Source organism: Candidatus Erwinia haradaeae, assembly GCF_900698925.1.
In the GTDB taxonomy this organism is placed as follows: domain Bacteria; phylum Pseudomonadota; class Gammaproteobacteria; order Enterobacterales; family Enterobacteriaceae; genus Erwinia_E; species Erwinia_E haradaeae_I.
The window spans coordinates 197249-223980 of the sequence record NZ_LR217713.1; the positions used below are offsets into that span (position 1 = coordinate 197249).

The window sequence follows — 26732 nt, forward strand, 5'->3', positions numbered from 1 at the left end:
CTTTTTTAACTAATTATCAAAAGTAGATAGCTGATATGCCGAAGATTAAAACTGTACGTAGTGCTATAAAGCGTTTTAAGAAGACTGCATCGGGTGGTTTCAAGCATAAACATGCTAACCTTCGTCATATTTTGACAAAAAAATCCACTAAACGTAAACGTCATTTACGTTCTAAAACCATGGTTTCTAAAAGTGATTTAGGTTTAGTCATAGCATGTTTGCCTTATAAATAAGATAATTTTTTGTTATTGAATGATGTATTTATTCGGAATCTCTACAATAGAAAGAGATAAGTGTATAAAACAATTAATTAGGAGAGCTCAATGGCCCGTGTCAAACGTGGTGTAATTGCTCGCGCACGTCATAAGAAAATTCTACAGCAAGCCAAGGGGTACTATGGTGCTCGGTCACGAGTTTATCGTGTTGCGTTGCAAGCAGTTATTAAAGCTGGTCAGTATGCTTATCGTGATAGACGACAGCGTAAACGTCAGTTTCGTCAATTATGGATTGCTCGAATTAATGCAGAGTCTCGCACAAATGGGATTTCTTACAGTCTTTTAATGAATGGATTAAAAAAGGCTTCAATAGAAGTTGATCGTAAAATTTTGGCTGACATAGCTATCTTTGATAAAAAAGGTTTTTCTGAACTTGTAGTAAAAGCTAAATCAGCATTAGCATAAGAAAACTTACATAATAAAATATAAATATATAATCTCAATATGTATAAGTATTATAAAGATTATGTTTTTATATTATTTTACTAGTATGTTAAAATTAGTAATTACAGATATACTGGTAATATAAAAATATTTTTTATGGATGGGTATTGAAAAACAACACCTTGGGCGCTGGTTGAAGAATATACTTCTTAAATTATATCATCATAGATAGTTTTTTATATTTCATGTATTTGGATATTATTTTGGTTATAATAAGAGCTTTATATATATTTTATATATTAAAGATTTTAATTTCTAATCAAATCAAATTGATTATATGATAATAATTTATGATATTTTTTAATGTCTTGATTTTAGATAAATGAAGTTTTTTCATTTTTAATATGTAGTTATGGTTTTTATTATTCTTTTTGGATGTGATTTTACAATTTTTTTGTTTGTATCTTTTTATTAGTCCAAGTATTTATTAGTAGGTTATTGCTACATCAGATGGACGTGTGATTTTTTAAATCATTTTAATTGATATAAGACAGTATAGAGATTTGTTGATAGAAAAATAAAAAATTATTTATTATGCACCAACCGGTTTTCTTATAAAATTTTATTTTTTTGTGGGTTTATAAAGTAAAAAGGAAATAGCTATGAAGAGATTTTAAAGGATTTGTCATGCATTACCAGTCTTGCAGATCACAAGTGCAGAATTTAATTACTGATATCGTGTGGATTTTATAATGATAATGAGTTAGTTATAGGTATATGGTAAATACAAAATTAGTTTATCATCTAGGAGGTCACTGCATTAGATTAGTGATTAGTAAATATGCATAAGCGTTTAAATCAATCTTTACTGGTAGTTTATTAGTTTCTCTTGTGATATCCACTAAATTTTATATCAGTAAGCTTAAGAGAGTTATTTACATGGAGTCAATGACTCATAATATCTCTAGATTAATGAATCTAGAGATATACATTATTAGTATAACAGAATAATGTTATTAACAGTATTTAGTCTATAAATATTCTCTGTATGATTGGATCAAAGAGATACTAGAATCCACATTTCTATTAAATTTAGTGTGAAAAACTTACGAGAGAAGTATATTTTAGTTTTTCTCATTGTAAAGCCATTTTTAATTTAGAGAGTAATTTATATTCTACGTTTAGACTGATTAAAATATGTGTTTAATTTTAGAGTCCAAAAATTCATCATACTTTCCTCATGTTAAGTCTATTTTTCCATAATAGTAAAAAATATGATCCTTATTTCCTAAAATATATTTTTATATACTTAAGAGAAGAAGGTGTTAGGTGATTAAATTATCATCACTTAGGGGTTCTTTATATGTTATAAGATAGCTGATTCAGTATGGTCGGAGACAGAAAAATGTCGTATATGGATAATTTAATAAAAAAAGCGAAAATAGCTGTTAATAACTCTAATGATATCGATCACCTAGAAAAAATACGCCTTGAATATTTTGGAAAAAATGGCCACATTACGCTTCAGATAGCTAGATTACGCACCCTTGATGAAAAAGAGCGTCTTGTTCTTGGATCTGAAATTAATCGAGCTAAAGAATCCATAAAGAATGCTTTAACTCTAAGAAAGGATATGATAGAGGTCCTGGAAAGAAAGGCGAAGTTAGATCAAGAGTACATTGATGTTTCATTACCAGGAAGACAGATAGTTAATGGGGGTTTACACCCTATTACTTGTACTATAAATTGTATTGAAACCTTTTTTAGCGATCTTGGTTTTATAGTGAAAGAATCGCCAGATATTGAAGATTGTTATCATAATTTTGATGCCTTGAATATGCCCCGTCACCATCCTGCTAGATCAGAACATGATACTTTTTGGTTTGATTCTACTCGCTTATTGCGCACCCAGACTTCTGGAATTCAAATCCATACCATGAAGAAGCAAAAGCCCCCTATTCGTATTATTGCACCTGGTCGCGTTTATCGTAATGATTATGATCGCACTCATACACCAATGTTTCACCAGATGGAGGGCCTTCTTGTGGAAGAGAATATTAGTTTTGCTCATTTAAAGGGAATACTGTTTGATTTTTTAAAAAATTTTTTTGAAGATAAAATGTCGATACGTTTTCGTGCATCTTACTTTCCTTTTACAGAGCCATCCGCTGAAGTTGATATTATGGGTAAAAATGGACAATGGTTAGAAGTGCTTGGTTGTGGAATGGTTCACCCTAATGTGATGAATTCTGTGGGTATTAATCCAATGATTTACTCTGGATTTGCCTTTGGTATGGGCATGGAGCGTTTAACTATGCTGCGTTATGGTATAATGGATTCGCGTGATTTCTTTGAAAACGATCTATGTTTTCTTAAACAGTTTTAATAAGGACGGATACGATTAATGAAATTTAGTGAGTCTTGGTTAAGAGAATGGGTTGATCCCGCTATAGACACCTCATCTCTTTGTAGTCAAATCTCTATGGCGGGTCTATCGGTAAATAGCATAGAAGAAGTACAATTTCATTCTTTTAATGAGATAGTAGTTGGTAAAGTAGAGAAATGCTACTTGAATCCAGATTCCAGTGGAATCTGGATGGCGCAAGTAAATATTGGTATCGATCGGTTATTGGATATTCCTTGTAGTGCTTCTAATTGTCGTAGAGGGTTAAAAGTGGTTGTGGCAAGGTGCGATCATCAATCATCTTCTAGTGTTAAAATTGATTTTTCTCACGTTCTTGAGAAACTTTCTAGATGGATACTGTGTTCATTTTCTCAGTTAGGTCTTTTTACTGATCAAGAAGGTATTATAGAACTACCTTGTAATGCTGTTATTGGTTCTGATATTGTGCAGTATTTACGGCTAAACGACAATATTATTGATGTTAGCATCACGCCTAATAGAGGAGATTGTTTGAGCATTCTTGGTATTGCTCGTGATATTTCTGTTTTAAACCGCATGTCCTTGAATGAATTAGATATTGTTCCTGTAAGTTCTAGTATACCAGATATAATCCAGATTCATATTGATGATATAGAAGCTTGTCCACGTTATTTAGTAAGAGTTATAAAATTAGATAACGTAAGAGCTATAACGCCATTTTGGATTCAGGAAAAATTACGTCGTTGTGGTATGCGTTCTTTAAATCCAGTAGTTGATATTATCAATTATATTTTATTGGAGTTAGGTCAGCCGATGCACGCCTTTGATCGTGATCGAATTTCTGGTGCAATTATAGTGCGTTATTCTAAAGAAAATGAAATATTTAAATTACCAAATGGTAGCGAAATTAGATTAGGAGATGATACGTTAGTAGTGGCTGATGAATATAAAATATTGGCTATGGCTGGAATTTGTGGAAGTCCAGAGGTTGGTATTACTTTAGATACTAACAGCATAGTTCTTGAATCTGCTTTTTTTAATTCATTGGCAATTGCTGGACGAGCCCGAAAATATGGTTTACATACAGAATCCTCAAGTCGTTTTGAGAGAGGAGTAGATTCAGAATTACAGAATAAAGCTATTGAACGAGCCACGCATCTTTTATTAACTATTTGCGGAGGATCTGCAGGATCTGTTATTGATATTACCTATCAGAAACAGTTACCTGATCGAGATGTTATTATTCTTTATCGTGCACATCTAGATCGTTTAATTGGAAATATAATAGAGGATGTTATAGTAATGGATATCCTCCATAGGCTTGGGTGTCAGGTTACGAAAACATTAGATTACTGGGAGGTAAGATCACCCAGTTGGCGATTTGATCTAGTGCTTGAAGAAGATTTAATAGAAGAAATTACGCGGATTTATGGTTATAACAATATTGTTAATAGTTCAATCAAAACTAATGTAGTTATTTCTAGAAGAAATAACAAAGCTTTATCTTTAAAGCGTGCTAAAACTTTATTAGTAGATAGAGGTTATCAGGAAGCTATTACGTATAGTTTTGTTAATCCAAAATTACAAAAACTATTACATCCTAGGGATGAAGGTTTAGTATTGCTTAATCCTGTTTCAGTTGAAATGTCTGTAATGCGTTTATCGTTGTGGACTGGTTTATTGGGTGCGATATTATATAATCAGAATCGACAACAGTTACATATACGTTTTTTTGAGAGTGGTTTACGTTTTATACCAGATGTAAAAGCGCCTCTTGGAATTCGACAGGAATTAATATTAGCAGGTGTTGTGAGTGGTTATCGTTATGAAGAGCACTGGGACTTGCCTAAGAATTTAGTAGATTTTTATGATGTAAAAGGTGATTTAGAGTCTTTGTTTGAATTGCTTAGTCAAGTACACAATGTAGAGTTTTTTCCAGTGGTTAATCCTGCTTTTCATCCTGGTCAATGCGCTGGGATTTATATGCTTAAAGAGTATATCGGCTGTATTGGAGCGATTAATCCTTTTTTAGAGAAGAAACTTGGGTTAAAGAGTCGTACTATTATGTTTGAAATTTTTTGGGAGAAAGTTTTAGGACGAATTCCGCCTCATGCTCATCCTCTTTCCCCCTTTCCTTTTAATCGCCGGGATATTTCTATAATTGTTCCCGAATATGTACGAGGATCAGATATACTTAAAGAGTGTAAGAAAGCTGGGGGGGAGACAGTAATTTGCGTTAATTTATTTGATATCTATCGTGGCCAGGGTATTGGCCATGGCTTTAAGAGTCTCGCAATTAGTATTATTATACAAGATATATGTCGAACACTACACGAAAAGGATATTGCCGTTATTATAGGTAGATGTATAGAATCTCTTGAGAAACGGTTTCAAGCATCATTAAGGAATGGAAGATATGGCTCTAACAAAAGATAAAATATCAGGATATTTATTTTCAAAATGTTTTGGACTGAAAAAACGCTTCGCTAAAGAACTTGTTGAATTGTTTTTTGAAGAACTTCGTTGTTCTTTAGAAAATGGTGAGAAAGTAAAATTATCAGGATTTGGTAATTTTTATCTTCGTTCTAAAAAGGAACGCCCAGGACGAAACCCTAAAACAGGTGCAGTTATTCCTATTAAGGCTCGTCGCGTTGTCATGTTTCGTCCAGGTCAAAGATTAAAAAATCGTGTTGAAAAAACTAGAACAAAATTAGATTAAAGTAATTAATATTGTCAGATAACTGGATTTATTTAGTAGTCATGAAGTCTTCCGTACAAGTGAAAGTTTTAAAAATCTGAGAATTATATTAAGGCTAGGTCAATTTATATCGAATATTAAGTTATGCTATATGTTATGTAGTAAAGAGAGATCTTTCTTTTTATATTTAAAGGATCGGCTATGGATTTGTAAATTACATTCATATGAGTGCTTCATTTAGAATTGAGGTAGACCGAATAGTCTTTATTATCTTCTTAAGAGAAGTATTCGATATTAGTTAATATGATAGATGTTAATATTACTGATATTCTTTTTTATCTTGATTTTTAACGATATACATTAGAGCATTTTCAATGCGAGTTAGAGTCCGTTCTTGACCAATAGCATGAATAGTCATATAGAGCTCCGGTGATGTTGCTTGACCAGTAACAGCCACTCGAAGTGGCATAGCTATTGTTCCTATATGCACTGAGAGTATATCAGAGCATTCCGTAATTTTTTTTTGAATTGCCTCTATGGTCCAAGTATTTATAGTTGCTAGTTTGATATATACTGTTCCCAAAAGAAGTCTAATCTCTTCAGGGTTTGAAGTTAGATATATTTTAGCTAAATGATGATCCAATGAATTAAATTCTTCATAAAAATACCGACAGGAATTTGCTATATCGGTTAATGTTTTACAACGTTTTCCAAGTAATTTGATTATGTCATCTATTCTTGGGCCAAGGTGGATATTGATCTTGTTTTTCTCAAGATGTTTTTGGAGATGAGAAGAAACATATCCAGAAGGGAGATTATTAATATAATATTGATTAAGCCACTGTAGTTTTTTGTTATTTATAGTACTAGAAGATTTGCTTACTGTATTGAGTGTAAAGAATTGTTTCATGGATTTTGTACTAAATATTTCTTGATTACCATGAGACCATCCCAGTCTCAGTAAATAGTTTAGTAACGCTTCAGGTAAATAGCCTTGATCGCGATACCATGATACTTGAGCTACTCCATGACGTTTTGATAATTTTTTTCCATTAGAGTCAAGAAGCATAGGTAAATGGGCGTAGGTAGGAACAGGCGCGGCCATTGCTTTAAGAATATTAATTTGGCGCGGGGTGTTATTGATATGGTCTGTTCCACGAATAACATGCGTGATTTTCATGTCCCAGTCATCAATTACTACACATAAGTTATAGGTAGGAGTTCCGTCCGACCGGCGGATGATAAGATCATCTAGCTCTTTATTATGATATTGAATTGGTCCACGTATTTGATCATTAAAAACTACTGATCCTTCCTGTGGGTTACAAAAGCGTACTACGTGTATTTTATCATCATTTTGATTATTATATTTATTTCTGCAATATCCGTCATAATGTGGTTTTTCTCCATTAAGCATTTGATATTGACGTAATTCATCTAATCGTTTTTTAGTACAAAAACATTTATATGCATTATGGGTTGCTAACATTTGGTTTATCACTAGGTTATAACGATCATATCGTTTGGTCTGATAATAAGGACCTTCATCCCAATCTAAATTTAACCATTGCATACTATCTATAATATCAGTACTAGATTCCTGAGTAGACCGTTCAGAATCAGTATCTTCAATACGTAAGATAAATTGACCATTATTTTGTCGAGCAAATAGCCATGAATATAATGCGGTGCGAGCACCACCAATATGTAAAGAGCCTGTAGGGCTGGGAGCAAATCGTGTTTTAATTTTCATAAATTAATATTTAATGATTAGAATATGTGATTCGGTTGTACATTACTTTATATTATTTTAATAATATTATCTTTAATATGACTTTAAATTATAAATTTCTGTTTTTCCAATGGGGTATATTGTTAGATAAGTGGCTAATGCAATATTTTATTATTTAAGAATGCAAGGTATTATATATTATAAAGAATCTAATGGATTATATCATGTTAATTGTATCTAGTTTATGTTGATTTAAGTACTGCATATATTGGTGTGATTATAAAATCTTATAATAAATAATTGTTATGATTCAAGGTAATGATAACGATATTTTAAGATAAATGTACAGATACTTCTAATATAAAATAGTCTATTAGAGACTAACTGTCTCTTAATATTATTTTTAATTTTTTACGTGTTAGGAATCTTAAAAAATGAGTCCTAGATTGATTGAGTTATTGTTGTCTCTATCAGCGATGCTATCAATGTTATGGATATTATAATCCATAACTATAGGCATCGATGAATCATATATATCAATAGTTTTGATGTAGGACAGGTATGTCTACTAAGAGGAAAGTAAGACGAGTTTTATTATTCTTTATGTTCGGGTGATTGGGGTAGGTGTATGTATTTTTTATACATCATGATAATCAAGATTCTGAGGCATCTGATCTTTGATCAGATAGTTAATATATAAATTGTTATCAATCGTCAATCGCTAACTCATTATCACTTATTTTCTATTGCAATGATTTATAGAATTTAATCACAAGAGATTAGTGTAGCAGAGGATAAAATAATTTTTTCATTAATTTGAACTGAGTAGACTTATTTTTCTTTTTCTAAACATTTTCCTTAATGAGGGTTGTATAGATTCGGGAGCTGGAACTTATGAAAACAAATAAAACTTTCTATTTTTAGAATACATTATGATGCAATTAGAGTATAGATATATTTTACTTTATTAATAGGTGTATGAAAGATATGTAATATGAAAGTTAGATTTTTAATTTATTTTCTTAAATGGTATTTAAATAATATCGATTCCTTTGTTAAGAATTAGATATTCTTAAGATTTGAGTGATTGTATTAAATAAAAATGTCAATTGATACTAAAGTATTATATTAATAATTTATTTTTTATATATGTATTTCTTATATAGAAATATGTGGATTAATCTTTTTGTAGTATATAGCACTTAGTAAAACTTATGAGACTAATATTTTCCATTCTTAAGAGATTTAGTTCAATATGTTATTATGTTGTTAAATTTAGGATTTATATAGAAAGGAAAGTGCGTTTATGAGTAATCTCATCCCTAAAATTAAACCGGTTAATATTGAAGAAGAATTAAAACACTCTTATCTGGATTATGCAATGTCGGTGATTGTTGGTCGTGCATTACCAGATGTTCGTGATGGTTTAAAACCAGTTCACCGTCGTGTACTTTATGCGATGAGTATTCTTGGTAATGAATGGAATAAAGCCTATAAGAAATCAGCTCGTGTTGTTGGTGACGTAATTGGCAAATACCACCCACATGGTGACGTAGCTGTATATGAGACGATTGTCCGGATGGCTCAGTCGTTTTCATTACGTTATAGATTAGTTGATGGACAAGGTAATTTTGGATCAGTTGATGGAGATTCTGCTGCAGCCATGCGATATACGGAAGTTCGTATGTCTAAAATTGCCCATGAGTTACTATCGGATTTAGATAAAGATACTGTTGATTTTGTACTAAACTATGATAGTACAGAAAAGATCCCATCTGTGATGCCAACTCGGATTCCCAATCTTCTTATTAATGGATCTTCTGGTATTGCTGTTGGGATGGCTACAAATATTCCTCCGCATAATATTACCGAAGTTATTAATGCTTGTTTAGCATATTTAAAAATCGACAATATTACTGTTGAAGGATTAATGAAATATATCCCAGGTCCTGATTTTCCTACTGCTGCTTTAATTCACGGTCGGGATGGAATTAATGAAGCTTATCGGACTGGGCGTGGGAAAATTTATATTCGTGCTCGTGCGGTAATTGAAGTAGATAGCAAAACAAAACGAGAAACGATTATTGTTAATGAGATTCCTTATCAGGTAAATAAATCTCATTTAATTGAGAAAATTGCTGAATTAGTAAAAGATAAGCGTCTTAATGGTATTACTGCGTTAAGGGATGAATCTGATAAAGAAGGAATGAGGATTGTTATAGAAGTAAAGCGTGATGCGGTAGCTGGAGTTATATTAAATAATCTCTACTCATTAACTCAGTTACAGACTTCATTTTGTATCAATATGGTCGCTTTGCATCAAGGGCAACCGAAAATAATGTCATTAAAGGATATATTAGAAGCTTTTGTTCGCCATCGTCGTGAAGTTATTACTCGTCGTACATTGTTTGAGCTTCGTCAAGCGGGAGGTCGTGCTCATATTCTTGAAGGGTTAGCATTAGCTTTAGTGAACATTGATTCCGTGATTAAGTTAATTCGTTGTTCTTCTACACCAGCAGAGGCAAAATCAGGTTTACTAGAACGTAGATGGGACATGGGTAGTGTTTCTACAATGCTAAATCCTGCTCTCTTGAAAACGGTTCAAGTACAGCCGTTAAACGCGTCGTCTCCTATATCTTCTGATCAGTATTATTTTACTGATCAACAAGCTCAAGCAATTTTAGATTTAAAGTTACAGAAACTTACTGGACTAGAACATGAAAAATTATTTTCAGAGTATAAGTCGTTATTAAAGAAGATGACTGGGCTTCGATGTGTTCTTGATAGCTCAGTTCGTTTGTTGGAAGTTATTTGTGAAGAATTAGAATTGGTTCGCTCGCAGTTTGGTGATAAGCGTCGCACTGAAATTACTTCGTCTAGCGCTAATATCAATATTTCAGATCTTATTCGTCAAGAAGAGGTAGTAGTTACATTATCTTATCAGGGATATATTAAATATCAGCCATTAGTTGTTTACGAAGCTCAACGGCGTGGTGGTAAGGGAAAATCAGCTGCGCGCATTAAAGAACAAGATTTTATTAATCGTCTATTAGTAGCTCATAGTCATGATACAATTTTATGTTTTTCAAGTTTGGGTCGTTTATATTGGATTAAAGTTCATGAACTACCGGAAGCAAGTCGTGGTGCTCGGGGCCGGCCGATTGTCAATTTATTACCCCTGGTCGCTCATGAGCGTATTACTGCTCTTTTACCGGTTCGTGAATATTCTGAAGGTTGGAAGATCTTTATGGCTACTGCAAGTGGGATGGTCAAGAAAACAGCATTAGAGGAATTTAGGCGTCCACGTCATTCTGGTATTATTGCCGTTAAACTTCGTAATGAAGATGAATTAATTGGTGTGTCACTTACCAATGGTAATGATGAGGCGATGCTTTTTTCTGCAGCGGGAAAAGTTGTTCGTTTTTCTGAAAATTCAGTTCGCACAATGGGTCGGATGGCTTCTGGGGTTCGTGGGATTAAGTTAACCGAGGGTGATCAGGTTGTTTCGCTCATTGTTCCGCGTGGTGATAGTGCTATTATGACTATTACCCAAAATGGTTATGGAAAGCGTACGCAGAATCGAGCTTATCCTATTAAATCACGTGGGACGCAAGGTGTAATTTCGATTAAAGTTAGTAAACGGAATGGGTCAGTAGTTGGTGCTGTACAGGTTACTGATAGAGATCAGATTATGATGATTACTGATGCAGGTACTTTAGTTCGTACGCGTGTAGATGAGGTGAGTATAATTGGTCGCAATACGCAGGGTGTGATTTTAATTCGTACTGCTATTGGGGAAAAAGTAGTCGGATTACAGCGAGTTGCTGAACCGATAGCTGAAGAAAATTTAGACCACATTACTAATATAGAACAGATAGGTAGTGATACTAGACTCTCAATATGATATTGATATAGCGCCATCTTAGAGAATAATCCTGAATAGCCTTTCAATTGTACTTTTGCAAGGCTATTTTATTAAGAAAAATTTAATTATATTATAATATCTATTTTTAATATTATTTTACTAGGATTATTAGTGTTATTATTTTTCCATAATTTTAAGACATGGATAATTTATATCGGTTATGAGGTCTACCTTTGTAGAAGAAGTTATAATATGTACTGAGTTTTTATCTCTAAAAAAATACTCTGTAGAACTGTTAATATTTTGATTAAGGTGAATATATTATTCATATTATATTATTTTGATCACATAAGTCTGATAGATATATTTTATAGCGTTTTTTAATTTTTTTAGTGCGCTTTAGTTTTTCATTAATCAGTATTTAGGATTTAGGATCTAAATTAATGTATAAGGTTTTTTATATATAAATTATTTGAAGGTTTATTTGATAAGTTCGTTTTAGTTATATAAAGATCAGTGGAATATCTTTAGAATTTTTTAGAAAGTGTTTGATTATCTCATTACTCAATATTCATAGTGTCATATTTATATATATTCATATTAAGTAAATAAGTCTGTTAATAGTGGATAAAGTCAACTGATTTTTTTAGTAAATTAATTACATGAGTTGCCATAAAGTGATTGAGTTTCTATGAAAATTAAGTAAATATATTGGAATATTATATTTATAATATAATTATAGATTATTTTTATTTTTAAAGATTGTTATTGAGTTAATTTGGCTAATGAAAGCTATTCCCATTCAATGGTAGCTGGTGGTTTTCCAGAAATGTCATATACGACACGAGAGATTCCTTTTATTTCATTTATTATGCGATTTGAGACATGAGCAAGAAAATCGTGAGTCAAATAAGCCCATTGCGCAGTCATAAAGTCAATCGTTTCAACAGCGCGTAAAGCTATAACCCAATCATATTTTCGCTCATCACCCATAATTCCAACAGAACGAATGGGAAGAAAAACAGCAAATGCTTGGCTGATTTGATCATATAAGTTAGCATGATGTAATTCTTCAATAAATATTGAGTCAGCATAGCGTAAAAGATCGCAATATTCTTTTTTAACATGACCTAAAATTCGTACTGCAAGGCCTGGTCCTGGAAAAGGATGACGAGCTATCATGGACTTGGGTAAACCAAGTTCTAGTCCGATCTTCTTGATTTCATCTTTAAAGAGTGTTTTAACAGGCTCCACCAGGCGCAGTTTCATCTTTTTTGGCAGACCGCCAACATTGTGATGTGATTTAATCATGCGTGTTGTAGTATTGTTAGACATAGCAGATTCAATGATATCAGGATAGATAGTTCCTTGGGCTAACCATTGTATATCGCAGAGTTTTGAGGCTTCTTCGTCAAAGATTTCCACAAATACTCGCCCAATAATTTTTCGTTTTTCTTCTGGGTCTTCTATGTTATCGAGAGAATTAAGAAAACGTTGTTCTGCTTCTATATGTAAAACATTAAGACCAAGGTGATTAGAAAACATTGTCATGACTTGAGTTGCTTCATGAAGGCGAAGAAGTCCATTATCGATGAAGATACAAGTCAGATTCTTGCCTATAGCGCGATGCAGTAAAAGCGCTGCAACTGCAGAGTCAATACCACCAGAGAGACCAATGATTACCTTGTCATGACCTAATGTTTTTTTGAGAGAAATAATAGTATCATCAATAATATTGGCTGGAGTCCACAAGGCCGTGCATTTACAGATGTTATTGACAAAGTTTTTTAATAAGTTTTTTCCTTGATGCGTTTGTGTCACTTCTGGATGAAATTGTACACCGTAGAAACGTTTTTGTTCGTTTGCTATGATAGAAAATGGACAATTGTTAGTTGTAGCTATAAGGGTAAAACCCTCTGGAATTATCGTGACAATATCACAATGACTCATCCATACATTAAGTATTATTTTATTATTGATATTAATTATATCTTTAAGATCGAAGATTAAAGGGCTGTCTTTTATAATTTCAACTTGAGCATGACCAAATTCACGTTTATTGGCAGTTAGCACTTGGCCACCAAGCTGTATTGTCATAATTTGCATGCCATAGCAGATGCCTAGAATAGGGATGTCAGAATAAAATATACAATCGGGAGCTCGAGGGCTATTACAAGAGATGCTACTTTCTGGACCTCCTGAAAGGATGATTCCATTTGGATTAAATGATTCAATTTGTTGTTTAGTTACATTCCAGTCCCATAGTTCACAATATATTCCAAGTTCTCGTATTCGGCGAGCAATAAGAACGGTATATTGTGAACCAAAATCTATGATAAGAATGCGATCTTTATGCATATTTTTTAGATTCATTTGGGTATCCTAAGACTAAGTTATATGTGATATGATTCATGATATGTAAGAACAAGACTGTATCTTAGATAAGGGGCCAGAATGTATTGTCAGGTATCCATGCGATAATTTGGAGATTCTTTAGTAATAGTTACATCATGGACATGACTTTCTGAAACTCCTGCTCTACTAACACGAACAAATTCTGGTATGGTTCGTAATTCTTCAATTGTAGCACACCCTGTTAACCCCATACAGGATCGTAGTCCGCCCATTTGTTGATATATGATTTCTTTCAAGAGTCCTTTATAAGGCACTCGCCCTTCGATACCTTCTGGAACGAATTTCTTGATTGTACTTTGAGCTTGGAAATAACGATCAGAAGATCCTTGATGCATTGCGCTTATTGATCCCATTCCCCGGTAAGATTTAAATGAACGACCTTGATATAATTCAATATTTCCTGGTGATTCTTCAGTACCGGCGAGCATTGCGCCTACCATTACTACTGCTGCTCCAGCGGCGATAGCTTTAGCGATATCACCAGAGAAGCGGATCCCTCCATCGGCTATAATAGGAATCTCCAACCCATGAAGAGCTTCGTTAGCATCTGATATTGCGGTAATTTGTGGTACACCTACGCCAGTTACAACACGGGTAGTACAAATCGATCCTGGCCCAACACCAACTTTAACAGCATTAACACCTGCTTTGGCCAGTGCAAGCGCTCCAGCTCCTGTCGCTACATTACCACCAATAATTTGTAAATTAGGATAGCTTGCGCGTGTTGATCGGATTTGTTGTAGTACATTTTCGGAATGTCCATGTGAGGAGTCAATCAGCAAAACATCAATTCCAGCTGAAATTAAAGAATCGATACGTTCTTCATTATTTTTATTAATTCCAACAGCTGCTCCAACACGTAGGCGACCTTCGTCATCTTTACAAGCATGAGGTTTTTGTTCTGCTTTTTGAAAGTCTTTAACTGTAATCATGCCTAATAATTGAAAATTATTATTGACTACTAGAACTTTTTCTACACGATTTTCATGCATTTTTTGTAGAACTATTTGACGTGTTTCACCTTCCTTAACGGTGACTAAATTTTCTTTTCGAGTCATCACTGCAGATACTGGTAGTTTAAGATTAGTAACGAAGCGCACGTCACGTCTGGTTATGATGCCGTCAAGTTGCTGATTGTGATTAACAACTGGATAACCAGCGAATCCATTAAGTTCAGTTAGCATCTTAACTTCTTCTAGTGAAGTCGTTGGTAACACGGTTTGAGGGTTAGTTACAACTCCGCTTTCATATTTTTTTACCTTTCGAACCTCTTCTACTTGGTGTAATGTAGACATGTTTTTATGAATAAATCCAAGCCCGCCCTCTTGGGCTATTGCAATAGCTAAGTTAGATTCAGTTACAGTGTCCATCGCTGCGGAGATCATCGGGATATTGAGACGGATAGATGTAGTTAGCCAAGTAGTAAGGTCGGCTGTGTGTGGTAATACTTTTGAGTGAGCTGGAACAAGAAGAACATCATCAAATGTTAGGGTTTCTTTCGTAATTCTTAGCATGGCAATATCTCAATGTAGAAGTAAATCAAAGGATTCAAAATATTGCAGCAATATTATACAGGCTCTAATCTATTGCCTCCAGCATTTTTGATGTTAACTTGTATTTATCTGTAATGATATTTATCATATTATGTATAATTTTTATATCTTTAAGCGGCATTTAGATGATTTATTATCAACTAGTGTATGTTTGCTTATAAATATTATTAATAGAATTTTAGTTTAAATATTTCTTAATATACATTTTTTCTATTTTATGTAGCATTAAGTTTTCTGAATTTATATTTCGTTCTAAATTTTTATATTATTTATTTGTTAAAACAGGTTATAGGAGATTCATCCTATAATAATTAATAAATAGAATCTTATTATTATTCTATAATTGCAGTAAATTGTTTATAGTATAAGTATATAGACATATTTTTAAATCAATATTCAGGTTTGTATATATCGAAGAGTATAAGTCAATTGTTGTAAGATTTCTGCAAGTTAGTTAGACACAGTGTTATGAAATTTTGTTATTTTTGTATACTTTGAAAAATAATGTATTTGATATATTAAGTCTAGTAGAATTTTATTCTACACATAAATAACTAAATTTTAAATGATTTACTATTATTTTGCGGATAAGTATCTTAATATAGGTTTGATCTATATTTTTTGTAAAAATATTATTTCGTTTAGAGTGTAAAATGTTAGAGGAGTTGATATATATAGAGATTTTTATCCATTATTATTTTTTTAAGATAATATATAAGATATTGAATTTTGTAGAGATATTGTTAGGTATATTGATGTTTTTCTGAGTAAGTAACAAGGAAAATTAGAGGAAAGATTTTATCTTAAAATCGATACTGATTAGACTGCAATTAAAAAGTAGAATTATATTATGTTATGAATACTATTGGTGTGGATAGTATAATCAGAATGATGTCTTAATTATTTTATGTGAAGAAATATAGGTGATTCATTTTAATAACCAGGCGTTTTTTTATTATAGTGGTTAGGAAATAGTATACAGATACCATGATTCATTGGGATTTATCTAAACATTATTTTATTATTTTATTTTATCCAATTAGAAATTTAAGTTTTATTTAAGTTTTACGATAAGAGTTGTTATGATCAATTCTTTGTCTAGTAGTTTTTTCAGAATTATTCCATAAATTAGGACATTCATTTTTTCTTTATAAAAAATTTAAATATAAATCTTAGTTATTTAGATGGATTTAACATAAGTATGATGTAAAGATGGAGTGATTTAGTTAGGTCTCTCTAAAAAGATTAGAAAATTGAGAATACTTATGATAAAGGATTTTATCAGAATCATTTATTTAATTACTGTTTTTAATTTTATTAAAAATGAAGGGGTGTAAGTTTATAATAATTATCTATTAATAGATGATAAAAAATTAAATGATAATTTTTATTATATTTATATAGCTTGATTCATTGTAAGACGTTTTAGAATCATTTTTTAAGATATGAATCTCCTTATATCAATATACTTTTGTACTCTAATATTCTTTTTAGTTTCTTATTGTTTTTAGTTTATTTTGTATCCCTTTGTGTTGCAATAGAATAAAATGATCATTTTATTATTGAGTTTTAAAGAATTCTTGATCGAGTTTTCTTAAATTTAGAATTAATACTCTTATCTTAAAAATAATTTTACTATATAGAAGGTTATGAAAGAAGCAATACTTATTTTCTATGGAAAAATTCTTTTAGTAGAAATGAATAATAATATCTGCATCATCATGCTATGATGCGCGATATTCATGTGATTTCTTATTTTATGTAAAATAAACATAAGAAAAGTATTTAGTAAATTATCGATGAGTTGTCTGTATTATTTTGTGAATCATTTCATGTATTTTAAATATTGTTAAGTTTTATTGTTTATATTTTATCCCATGATATTCAGATATTTCCTGAACTATAATGAGTTTTTATCAACTATATTCAGGAAGCCGGTATATTTTTTTCTTTAAAAAAATTATAATTTTGATATAAGAAGTAATATTAATATATCATTTGTATATAACTTTACTAGGCTATTTAATGACTAACACTACGATTCAGCTTGAATTTCTCAAGAATAGTATCAAAAGTATTCCGGATTATCCGGAGCCTGGAATAATTTTTCAAGATATTACTAGTTTATTAGCGGATCCAAAAGCTTTTGCACTGAGCGTCCATCTAGTGGTTGAGCGTTATCGTAATTCTAGGATTAGTAAAGTTATGGGCCCTGAGGCTCGTGGATTTTTGTTTGGCGCTCCTATTGCTTTGGAGCTTGGGGTTGGTTTTTTACCAGTACGTAAATCCGGAAAGCTGCCTCGTAAAACTTTTTCTGAGAACTATGCATTGGAATATGGCTCTGGTGTGTTAGAGGTGCACTGTGATGCAATCCAGCCTGGGGAGGTCGTACTAGTAGTAGATGATGTATTAGCTACTGGTGGTACTATTGAAGCAACAATTAAGCTCATTCGTCGCGCTGGAGGTTATATTATAGATGCTGCTTTCATTATAAGTCTCTTTGATTTAGGGGGTGAAGCACGTTTGAAAGATTATGGTGTTAAGAGTTATTCTCTCCTTAGGTTTCCTGGAAAATCGTCTATAATGTAATGGATAGGTCAGATATTCTCATCGTTAGCAATATTGATTACATTTATTTGAGTTTATAATATTGTCAAAAATAATAAGAGTAATGTTAATAATGATATAATGTTGTGCTATGTTGCGTGTTGCAAAAGGAACTTATTTTACACTACATATTTACTATATATGGTTCTAGTACTAATTTATTAAAAAAACAGATACATGGGTTAATAATATAACATTTTGAATGTAGTTGTATTCAATAGACGAATAGTATCACATCAAGGATATTATGATCAGTATCATATCCTGAGTAGAATGTTAGTGGGTTAGTCTGATTGTTATGATTTTTAGATTATAAAGAAATTATAATTCTAAGTTTATTGGCGTATTGATGTATTTGATCAACATGTATAAGTCTAGTATTCGTTATTCTATCATATGGCCCTTCTGTAAATTTATATTAGATGTTTGATCTATATTAGAATGGAAGAGAGATTAATAACTGTCTTATTTGAATTGAGAAAGGTTTTATTTTGATGTTTCTTGTATTAATTAATAGAAATAAGTATCTATTCATAACATGAAATACACGGAAAGTGAGAAGAACAGGTAGTAGAGATTATTAATCTATCAAAAAGAATATTATCTATTAAATTAATCTCTATATGGAATAGATGGAATAGATAGACAGAATAGATAGTAATGATTTATTATTTTAATTTTACTATTTTAGTTATTTTCTTATGAAGTTTTTTTATATTCTATGGTTGGACAAGTGGTATGAGTTATCAGGTTTTAGCAAGAAAATGGCGGCCACAAGAGTTTAGCGAGGTTATAGGGCAGAGACATATTGTATCTGCATTGTCTAATACTTTATCTATGGGTCGCATACATCATGCTTATTTATTCTCTGGTACTCGAGGTATTGGAAAAACAACTATGGCCCGCCTTTTTGCTAAGGGTTTGAGTTGTGAAACGAGTATTACTGCAACACCTTGTAGACAGTGTGGTCATTGTTATGACATTGCTGAGGGTTGTTTTGTTGATTTAATTGAAATTGACGCTGCCTCTCGAACCAAAGTTGAAGATACTCGTGATCTTCTTGACAATATACAATATTCGCCTTCTCGGGGTCGCTTTAAGATCTATTTAATTGATGAAGTGCATATGTTATCACGTCATAGTTTTAATGCACTTCTAAAGACGTTAGAAGAACCGCCATGCCATGTTAAATTTATATTAGCAACCACAGATCCACAAAAGTTACCAGTTACTATTTTATCACGTTGCTTGCAATTTCATTTGAAATTGCTTGATGAGGACCTCATTCGAGCTCAATTACAATATATATTACAATCTGAAAATATTAGTTCAGAAGAGCAAGGAATTAGACTTTTAGCTCATGCAGCAGAGGGTAGTATGCGCGATGCATTAAGTTTAACTGATCAGGCTATTGTTATGGGTAATGGTGTGATTACTGTTAATAGTGTACATGATATGCTTGGTATGCTAGATGACGATAAGGTCTTATCGTTGATTGAGGCTTTGGTTGATGCTAATGGTAAGTTAGTTATGAAAATACTTAATCAAGTGGCCATGCATGGTAACGATTGGGATAGCTTATTAGTAAAACTGTTAGAGATTTTTCATCATATAGCAATAGTACAATTCCTGCCTTCTTCTTGTCAAGGAAGAATGGTTTCTTTTGCGCATCGATTACGTAAAGTGGCTCGTTTAATTTCTCCTGAGGATGTACAATTGTATTATCAGATAGTTTTGATAGGGAGGAAGGAGTTACCGTTAGCGCCAACTCGTCGCATGGGGGTAGAGATGACTTTATTGCGCGCTTTGGTGTTTCATCCTGGAACAGTTGTATCTAGTTCAACAACACCTTTGAGTGAGGATAGAAAGGATCTATTATCTTGTTTATCTACACTAGATGTTAGAGAGATGGCTCAGTAATTGATTTTGGTAAGAGGTTACAGCGTTCAGCGGATACTACCACTAATATTATCGATTCACAAAACTAAGTTAAAATTTCACAAACATAGAATCAGTGTATTAAAAAGAATAAGATTCTTGCTAAGATGCAAGGGTTATTAAATATGGTTTTAACAAAGCTTTCATTGATAAGAAAGGAGGATCTATTGGATCATCCAAATAGTACATGTTTACAGGGTTGACTAAAAAAGACTTTATGTATAATAAGCGGTGAGTTGTCTTTATTAAAAGAGCAACTATATGATTCATTTGACAATATGATTATTCCTAATAAAGACATGTTGATCAATCATATCAAAGATTGATAATAAAAATTATAGAAAAGGTATCTTTTCGATATCCTTGGTCATCTAAGATGTACATCTTAACTATATCAAAATTTTCTGAAAAAGTTATATTTTAAGTACATTGAAAGAAAAAAACTGAATATGGTATTAATTTGCATTGACGCGTTGGTAAGAGGAATTTACGGATTCTAAATGTATATAAAGAATTGCATGAGGCTCTTAATAAGGAGGAGGGGTATGCATATAAATTTAATAATAGTGAAAAATGATGATAATAAATTAATTGAAACTCTTCTAGAGTGGCGTCACAAGATTTATAATGAGAGATTAATGAGGGTGTGTTAGTTGTTTTCCAAAGATACGCATATTCAGAATTTATATTATTTTTGCTAATGCTACTCTAAAGAAAGAGTGTATTCAGCCTTGATGATTGGTTTCTACTTCTTAATTTTTTTTAAAACATTACTATAAAAATTGATTGAGCATCAAATAGTGATATATAATGCTTCTTTTAAGAAGCGATATTAAGACATTCTTTCTATAAGACAAGAGTATAATGACTTTATTAATACATAGGTTATATTTGGATTTACTTAGGCTTCTAGTGTAAAAGCGATGATGTTATGTTAATTGATAGGTACTTTAGGTACTTATAGTATAAATGATGATACTTACTGTAAGTATGGTGACTATCTATTTTTTGATTTAGGTAGGTCATCGCGTTAGTCTTACTTGGTTAGTTTAATTAATAAATAGATATCCAAACATTCTTCAGTATAATTAGAGTAAAGTGATGTTTGTCATACATGGAGGATTATTTTCAATCCAGCATCTTAATAGATTGTATAAGAGAGATTAATGATGTGGTATGTAATACCAGATAATCCTATGGTCTTATTTAAATTATTAATTTTATAACACAATATTTTATGAGATAAAATGTTTGGGTTGAATAAGTATTCATTTTTTTTATAGGTCTTCATTGTTAATGAAGAATGAAAAGGTGTATCTAACTAGTCATCGATATTAATTGAAGAATTCAAGGAATAGTAATATTGTCATTATTGTCAAATTTTTTAGAAGTAGGTTAAATTTAGTAATTGGTTGATTATTCTAAAAATAATTGATATGAGTAATAGTTTTGCTGAGTTGACATATATTGTTATATTGTATGTTCGTTTAGTTCTTAGTATTACATGATAGAATCAGTATAAACTTATTCATTCTTACATAATGTTTCTATCTTATTTTATTCTTGATCCGAAATCTAATGATGAATAAATTGATTGTCAACATGTTGTTGACTATAAAATGATAATTAAATTTTTACTCATCTATTGTGCGTAATAGTTCTTAAAAATTTAACTATTTTCCTAAAAAATATCATAATATATTTGATTTACTCTAGAATTACAAATAGTTTTCAGTATTATAAGTATATTTAATATTAGTTAAAGTATATTAAACCATATGTATATAATCAAACTATTTTTGATTACATAAAACATATATGTAATATTTAGTATTGCATATTGAACAACTGTTTGGTTTATCTAAATCAATTTTTATTGATATTGTTATATACTAGAAATGAAGTTGGAATAATATATAAGTTATAGAGCTGTTTATCATTGATTGATTTTTCAATTTACTTTCAATTGAATACACGAGGTTTATCGATCATAAATTTATATATATTAGAATATATATCACTTATGATATAACGATAAGATCGTATTTTTGAGCATGTAATCCGGCGTTATTAAAGTAAGAGAGTTATGAGAAATATGAATATATCACATGTGTTCTCATCCATTTTTAACAAGTAATGATTGATTTTAGTTTTTTAATTTATGCCCGACCAATATTTCATTGACATGAGTAAGGTCGGGTTTAGTACAAGATTAGAGAAATTTTTATGACATTTTATTTCAAAAGAAGTTGATTAACTTGACGAATAAATTTATTAGGGTCTTCTAGTGTGCCGGTTGCGGTAAGGAGGGCTTGATCTAGAAAAAGTTCAATCCATTGTCTAAAAAGTACATCATTTTGTATATCAGCGGCTTTCCGTACTAATGGGTGCACAGGATTAAGTTCAAAAAGATACTTAACTTCTGGTGCTGCTTGGCCAGAAGCAGAAAATAATTTAGCCATTTGAGGTGTGATATCGTTTATATCAGTAGTAACAATAGCTGGTGTTTCTGAAAGTCGGTGTGTAAGAGAAACGTCTTTAACGCGTGTACCTAGTAGAGATTTAATGCGTTTTATAAAGGGTTCTAGAGATTTGTCGGTTTTGTTTTGCTCTTCATTGTCGTTTTCCGTTAGTTTATTCAATGTATCATCAGATGTACTTACTGATTGAAATTTTTTATTTTTGAATTCTGTAAGATGATTCATCATCCATTCATCAATACGATCGAAAAGAAGAAGAACTTCAATTTTTTTACTGTGAAACATTTCAAGATAAGGACTATTTTTCGCAGCGATATAGCTATCGGAGGTAATATAATAGATTTTATCTTGTTCTGGGAGCATGCGATTAACATAATCATTTAAAGAGACAGTTTGAGCCATATCGTCAAATTTAGTAGAAGAAAAACGTAGTAATGAGGTAATGCTTTCAATATTAGATTTGTCTTCTGCAGGACCTTCTTTAAGAACGCGACCAAAATGTTTCCAAAATGTTTGATATTTTTCTTTATAGTTGTGGGATAATTTTTCAAGCATGTTTAATGAACGTTTAATTAAAGCTCCACGTAGTGTTTTAATGATCGTACTATTTTGAAGAATTTCGCGTGAGACGTTCAACGGGAGATCGTTAGAATCAATTAATCCCTTGATAAAACGTAAATAATTTGGCATTAATTGCTCAGCATTATCCATAATGAAGACTCGTTGGATATAGAGTTTAAGACCATTTTTATGGTCATGGCTCCACATATCCCAAGGTGCTTGTGAAGGGACATATAGTAAGTTTATATATGTTTGTTTTCCTTCTACTTTGTTATGGGTCCAGGTGAGTGGATCAGTAAAATCATTAGAAATATGTTTATAAAATTCTTTATACTCATCTTCAGTTATGTCAGTTTTTTTTCGAGTCCATAGCGCCTGTGCTTTATTAATTTTTTCCCAGATTAAACCATTTTCTTTTTTTTGTTCGGTTTGAATTTCAATTGTTAGATTTATATGGTCTGAGTACTTACTAACAATTCTGCGAACATGCCATTCATCTAAGAATTCGTCTTCACCTTCACGTAAATGCAATGTGATTTCTGTACCTTGATCATCTTTTTCAACACTAGCAATAGTGTACTCTCCGTTTCCAGAAGATTGCCAAAAGACGCCTTGATTGGAAGGAGTACCTGCTGCGCGAGTACGTACAGAAACTATATCTGCTACCATAAATGCTGAGTAAAAACCTACACCGAATTGACCAATTAATTGATTATTTTTGGACTGATCTGATCCTATGGCATCAATAAAAGCCTTTGTGCCTGACTTAGCAATAGTCCCTAAGTTTTCTATAACCTCATTGCGTTGCATTCCAATTCCATTATCATTAAGCGTTAGGACACGTTTCTCTTTATCAATGGAAATTTGTAGACGCAGATCACCCGAGTATAAACCTGGTGTAGAGAGAGATTGAAATCGTAGTTTTTCGGTAGCATCTGCAGCATTAGATATTAATTCTCTTAGAAATATTTCTTTTTTTGAATAGAGAGAGTGAATCATTAAGTGTAAAAGTTGTTTCACTTCTGATTGGAAGTTAAATGTCTCTGTCCCTTGCATTTTATTGTTACCTCAATAAAAACATAGTTATTTAAAAACATAGTTATTTACTATTTAAAAGTAAAAATGGGGTTATAAAAATATATTTCAAGAGTTTGCAAATCGTAGATATCATTACAACAGTTATTATATGAAATTATATTTTTTTTGAATTTCAAATCCCAGCAGTGTTTATGAATCCAATGACAGATGCAATGTGTGAGATACTAGAACTAATAATATGATTGTCTGAAATTTTTATAGCTTTTTATACAGGCTATATCTATATTTCCACAATACGTATCAGTGATATATGTAATCATTACTTCTTTCGAAGTATTTTAGAGAACGATATATTTGTTTTATAATAAGTAAAATTAGAAATTAACATGTAAGATCTAATATGTATTACGATTTTTATATTGTAAATTGATGTGAGGTGGATTATCTATTAGTTAATCCATAGTAATTTTTATCAAAATCTGTGTTCTTTGATTAAAGAAGGTATATTCTGAGTTATGTTTCGCTCATAAGATTGAAGTTATTCTCAGATATGTAAGTTGTCAGGAGATCTGATGTTTCATTTCGTATTGACTGATTCACTATACTTCTTGCTACTTGAGGTAGATAGTTAAGTGTGTTGAAAATAGTTTATTACAAGTTAGGGAACTTGCTTAAATTATGATAGAAATGTTAATACGTGAGTAACACAATAATCGAAATCTTGTAAAAGTTATTTATAGATTTTTAAGAGATATTTCCATCGATTTTATCGTCTCTTTTGTCAGAGACCTGCATACAATTATCTTGTAGAGATTGAAAGTAATGTTTTCGACAGACAGATACATAAGTCTTGTTTCCACCTATCTTTATTTGTTTACCTTTGTTGCAGGGAAGTCCAATATTGTCAAAACGTATTACCATGATAGCCTTTCTTCCGCAAGAACAGACAGTTTTTAGTTCAATTAATTTATCTGACCAGGCTAATAAATATTGACTTCCAGGAAACAATTCACCACGAAAATCTGTACGTAATCCGTAACATAGTACAGGAATATGTAGTATATCCACGACATTAGTCAATGACTTTACTTGTTTGCGCGTAAGAAATTGACTTTCATCGACTAAAATACAATTTATTGGACTATTTTTTTTTTCAGCGTAAACCTCTTCAAAGAGTAGAGTTTTATTGTTATATAGTTTAGCAGGAGATGATATTCCAATGCGTGAACTAATTTGAGGTATCTTAAAGCGATTATCTATTTCAGAAGTATATAATATAGTTCTCATGCCTTTTTCTTGATAATTATAAGCGGATTGTAATAGAGCCGTTGATTTACCAGCATTCATTGCTGAATAGTAGAAATAAAGTTGAGCCACTATCTTTTACTCCTTGGTGATTCAAAACTGGTAAATATATGTAGTGAGTAGGACAATGTTATTTGTTTAAGAACAGGTAGTTAGTAGATTAGATAAAAGAAACAGTTGTTTATGACGTCTTATTTTTCATAGAAGTATTCTCTGAACTATTTATAATAACAATATTTTTAATTCATAAGAAAACCTGTATTTATAGTTTTTTTATTGTTCTGGGATTATGATATATATCTTAATAGGATATATATAGTATATAAATTTTTATATGCACAATGTGATTAGAGTTAATTTTTTATTAGACTTATATAGTAATGCCTAATTTATCTAGGTATAGTTTGGTTTATAGATACGTTATATAATTTTCTATAGATTGAAAAATGATTAGTTATATGATATCTATTAAGAATAAAACAAGATATGCATTTTGTTTTTTGGCCTATGGAATATTTTATATTTAATTTAAGTTTAAGTTATTTTATAAGAAAAAGCGTAGATAATGATAATTATGATTATAATGATGTCATACTGACGGGTCTTTTTTAATAAGAAATCGGTGGCGTATAGTAAGTTTTAGGGGTTTGCAAATATATCTTTAAATTTATTTTTATCGATTTATTATTAAATAAATGATTATCTGTTATTAGATAGATTCTATAATACTAAACATTATTTATTATATCAATCGATCCAAGTTTGACGATTATCATGTTCGTATACGCGAAGTCATTTGTGTAAATCTATAGCATAGAGAATACTATGTACATGTTTTGAATAATTTTAAATGTAATTTAGATGAGTATGGAGATTATTGTATTTTTAGTAGTGTTTAAAAAATTTAGATAAATAGATAATCAAACGATAGATGTTTTATTAAGGTTAAATGGACTAGATTAATAAAAGTATTCTGGATATAGTAATATTAGACAATGCTAATTATATAGTATTCAAACGAAATTTATGAAAGAAGGTTTTTGTGGTTGTTCTATTATAATTATTTTTGTATTTTTTTGAAAAACAAAAACGGTGTATATTCAGACAAGGAAGTGCATATTATTATTAGATTGATATTAGACAAAATGAATCATTTAGAATACAAGATATATTTTTTATTAAAGTAAATAGAGTTCTGATAATATAAGTATATATTTTAAATAGTTTTCTTGATTCGTTCTGCGTTGATATTCTATATGTGGATTAGAGCGAAATATAAGTTATACTAGATTTTATGAAGAAGATTTAGTATAGATTTAATATTATTTAAATGTAAAAAATAATGTTTACACTAGAATTAGTTTCTATTTTTATTTTATTTTTAGAACTAGATAATAAATGTTATATATTATTACGAGTATAAATTTAAATATTAAAGTGAGATAATGATATTGTTGTGAAGTGGTGGGAGAATTTTGGTTACTTCAAGCAGTCTTTT

Annotated in this window: 13 protein-coding genes; 8 read left to right on the top strand and 5 right to left on the bottom strand. The window is 31.1% G+C overall.

Annotated features, from left to right (window positions below):
* Positions 1 to 35: 35 nt before the first annotated feature.
* The 5 genes from rpmI to HACICURV3402_RS00625 all read left to right on the top strand — a co-directional run bounded on the left by rpmI (position 36) and on the right by HACICURV3402_RS00625 (position 5761).
* Entirely contained in the window at positions 36 to 233 is a 198-nt protein-coding gene (rpmI, locus tag HACICURV3402_RS00605) for a 50S ribosomal protein L35 (RefSeq protein ID WP_157992443.1), read from the top strand.
* Positions 234 to 323: 90 nt separating this feature from the next.
* On the top strand, positions 324 to 680 hold the full coding sequence (rplT, locus tag HACICURV3402_RS00610; protein WP_157992444.1) for a 50S ribosomal protein L20: 357 nt from the start codon (positions 324 to 326) through the stop codon (positions 678 to 680).
* A gap of 1384 nt (positions 681 to 2064) precedes the next feature.
* Positions 2065 to 3045, top strand: a complete 981-nt coding sequence (pheS, locus tag HACICURV3402_RS00615) for a phenylalanine--tRNA ligase subunit alpha (RefSeq protein ID WP_157992445.1) — start codon at positions 2065 to 2067, stop codon at positions 3043 to 3045.
* Positions 3046 to 3063: 18 nt separating this feature from the next.
* The gene (gene pheT, locus HACICURV3402_RS00620; protein ID WP_157992446.1) at positions 3064 to 5478 is read left to right on the top strand and encodes a phenylalanine--tRNA ligase subunit beta; all 2415 of its coding nucleotides are present in this window, start codon (positions 3064 to 3066) and stop codon (positions 5476 to 5478) included.
* Positions 5459 to 5761, top strand: a complete 303-nt coding sequence (locus tag HACICURV3402_RS00625; protein ID WP_157992447.1) for an integration host factor subunit alpha — start codon at positions 5459 to 5461, stop codon at positions 5759 to 5761. The genes pheT and HACICURV3402_RS00625 overlap by 20 nt, the downstream gene beginning before the upstream one ends.
* A gap of 298 nt (positions 5762 to 6059) precedes the next feature.
* Here HACICURV3402_RS00625 and gltX read toward each other — a convergent pair whose 3' ends face one another.
* Complete coding sequence (gene gltX / locus HACICURV3402_RS00630) at positions 6060 to 7493, bottom strand: glutamate--tRNA ligase (RefSeq protein WP_157992448.1); 1434 nt, start codon at positions 7491 to 7493, stop codon at positions 6060 to 6062.
* A 1285-nt stretch (positions 7494 to 8778) separates the two neighbouring features.
* Between gltX and gyrA the strand changes: the two genes are divergently transcribed.
* The gene (gyrA, locus tag HACICURV3402_RS00635; RefSeq protein WP_157992449.1) at positions 8779 to 11376 is read left to right on the top strand and encodes a DNA topoisomerase (ATP-hydrolyzing) subunit A; all 2598 of its coding nucleotides are present in this window, start codon (positions 8779 to 8781) and stop codon (positions 11374 to 11376) included.
* 753 nt (positions 11377 to 12129) lie between these two features.
* Here gyrA and guaA read toward each other — a convergent pair.
* On the bottom strand, positions 12130 to 13710 hold the full coding sequence (guaA, locus tag HACICURV3402_RS00640; RefSeq protein WP_157992450.1) for a glutamine-hydrolyzing GMP synthase: 1581 nt from the start codon (positions 13708 to 13710) through the stop codon (positions 12130 to 12132).
* An 89-nt stretch (positions 13711 to 13799) separates the two neighbouring features.
* A complete protein-coding gene (gene guaB / locus HACICURV3402_RS00645) occupies positions 13800 to 15266 on the bottom strand; it encodes an IMP dehydrogenase (protein ID WP_157992451.1) in 1467 nt (488 codons plus the stop codon).
* A gap of 2064 nt (positions 15267 to 17330) precedes the next feature.
* Between guaB and apt the strand changes: the two genes are divergently transcribed.
* Positions 17331 to 17894 carry an adenine phosphoribosyltransferase gene (gene apt / locus HACICURV3402_RS00650; RefSeq protein ID WP_157992452.1) on the top strand — a complete coding sequence of 188 codons (564 nt, stop codon included), beginning with the start codon at positions 17331 to 17333 and terminating at the stop codon, positions 17892 to 17894.
* Between the two features lie 756 nt (positions 17895 to 18650).
* Entirely contained in the window at positions 18651 to 19832 is a 1182-nt protein-coding gene (gene dnaX / locus HACICURV3402_RS00655) for a DNA polymerase III subunit gamma/tau (protein WP_157992453.1), read from the top strand.
* Positions 19833 to 22084: 2252 nt separating this feature from the next.
* Here dnaX and htpG read toward each other — a convergent pair.
* Both htpG and HACICURV3402_RS00665 read right to left on the bottom strand, forming a co-directional pair.
* Positions 22085 to 23947 carry a molecular chaperone HtpG gene (gene htpG / locus HACICURV3402_RS00660; RefSeq protein WP_157992454.1) on the bottom strand — a complete coding sequence of 621 codons (1863 nt, stop codon included), beginning with the start codon at positions 23945 to 23947 and terminating at the stop codon, positions 22085 to 22087.
* A gap of 726 nt (positions 23948 to 24673) precedes the next feature.
* Positions 24674 to 25306 carry a thymidine kinase gene (locus HACICURV3402_RS00665; RefSeq protein ID WP_157992455.1) on the bottom strand — a complete coding sequence of 211 codons (633 nt, stop codon included), beginning with the start codon at positions 25304 to 25306 and terminating at the stop codon, positions 24674 to 24676.
* Positions 25307 to 26732 lie beyond the last annotated feature (1426 nt).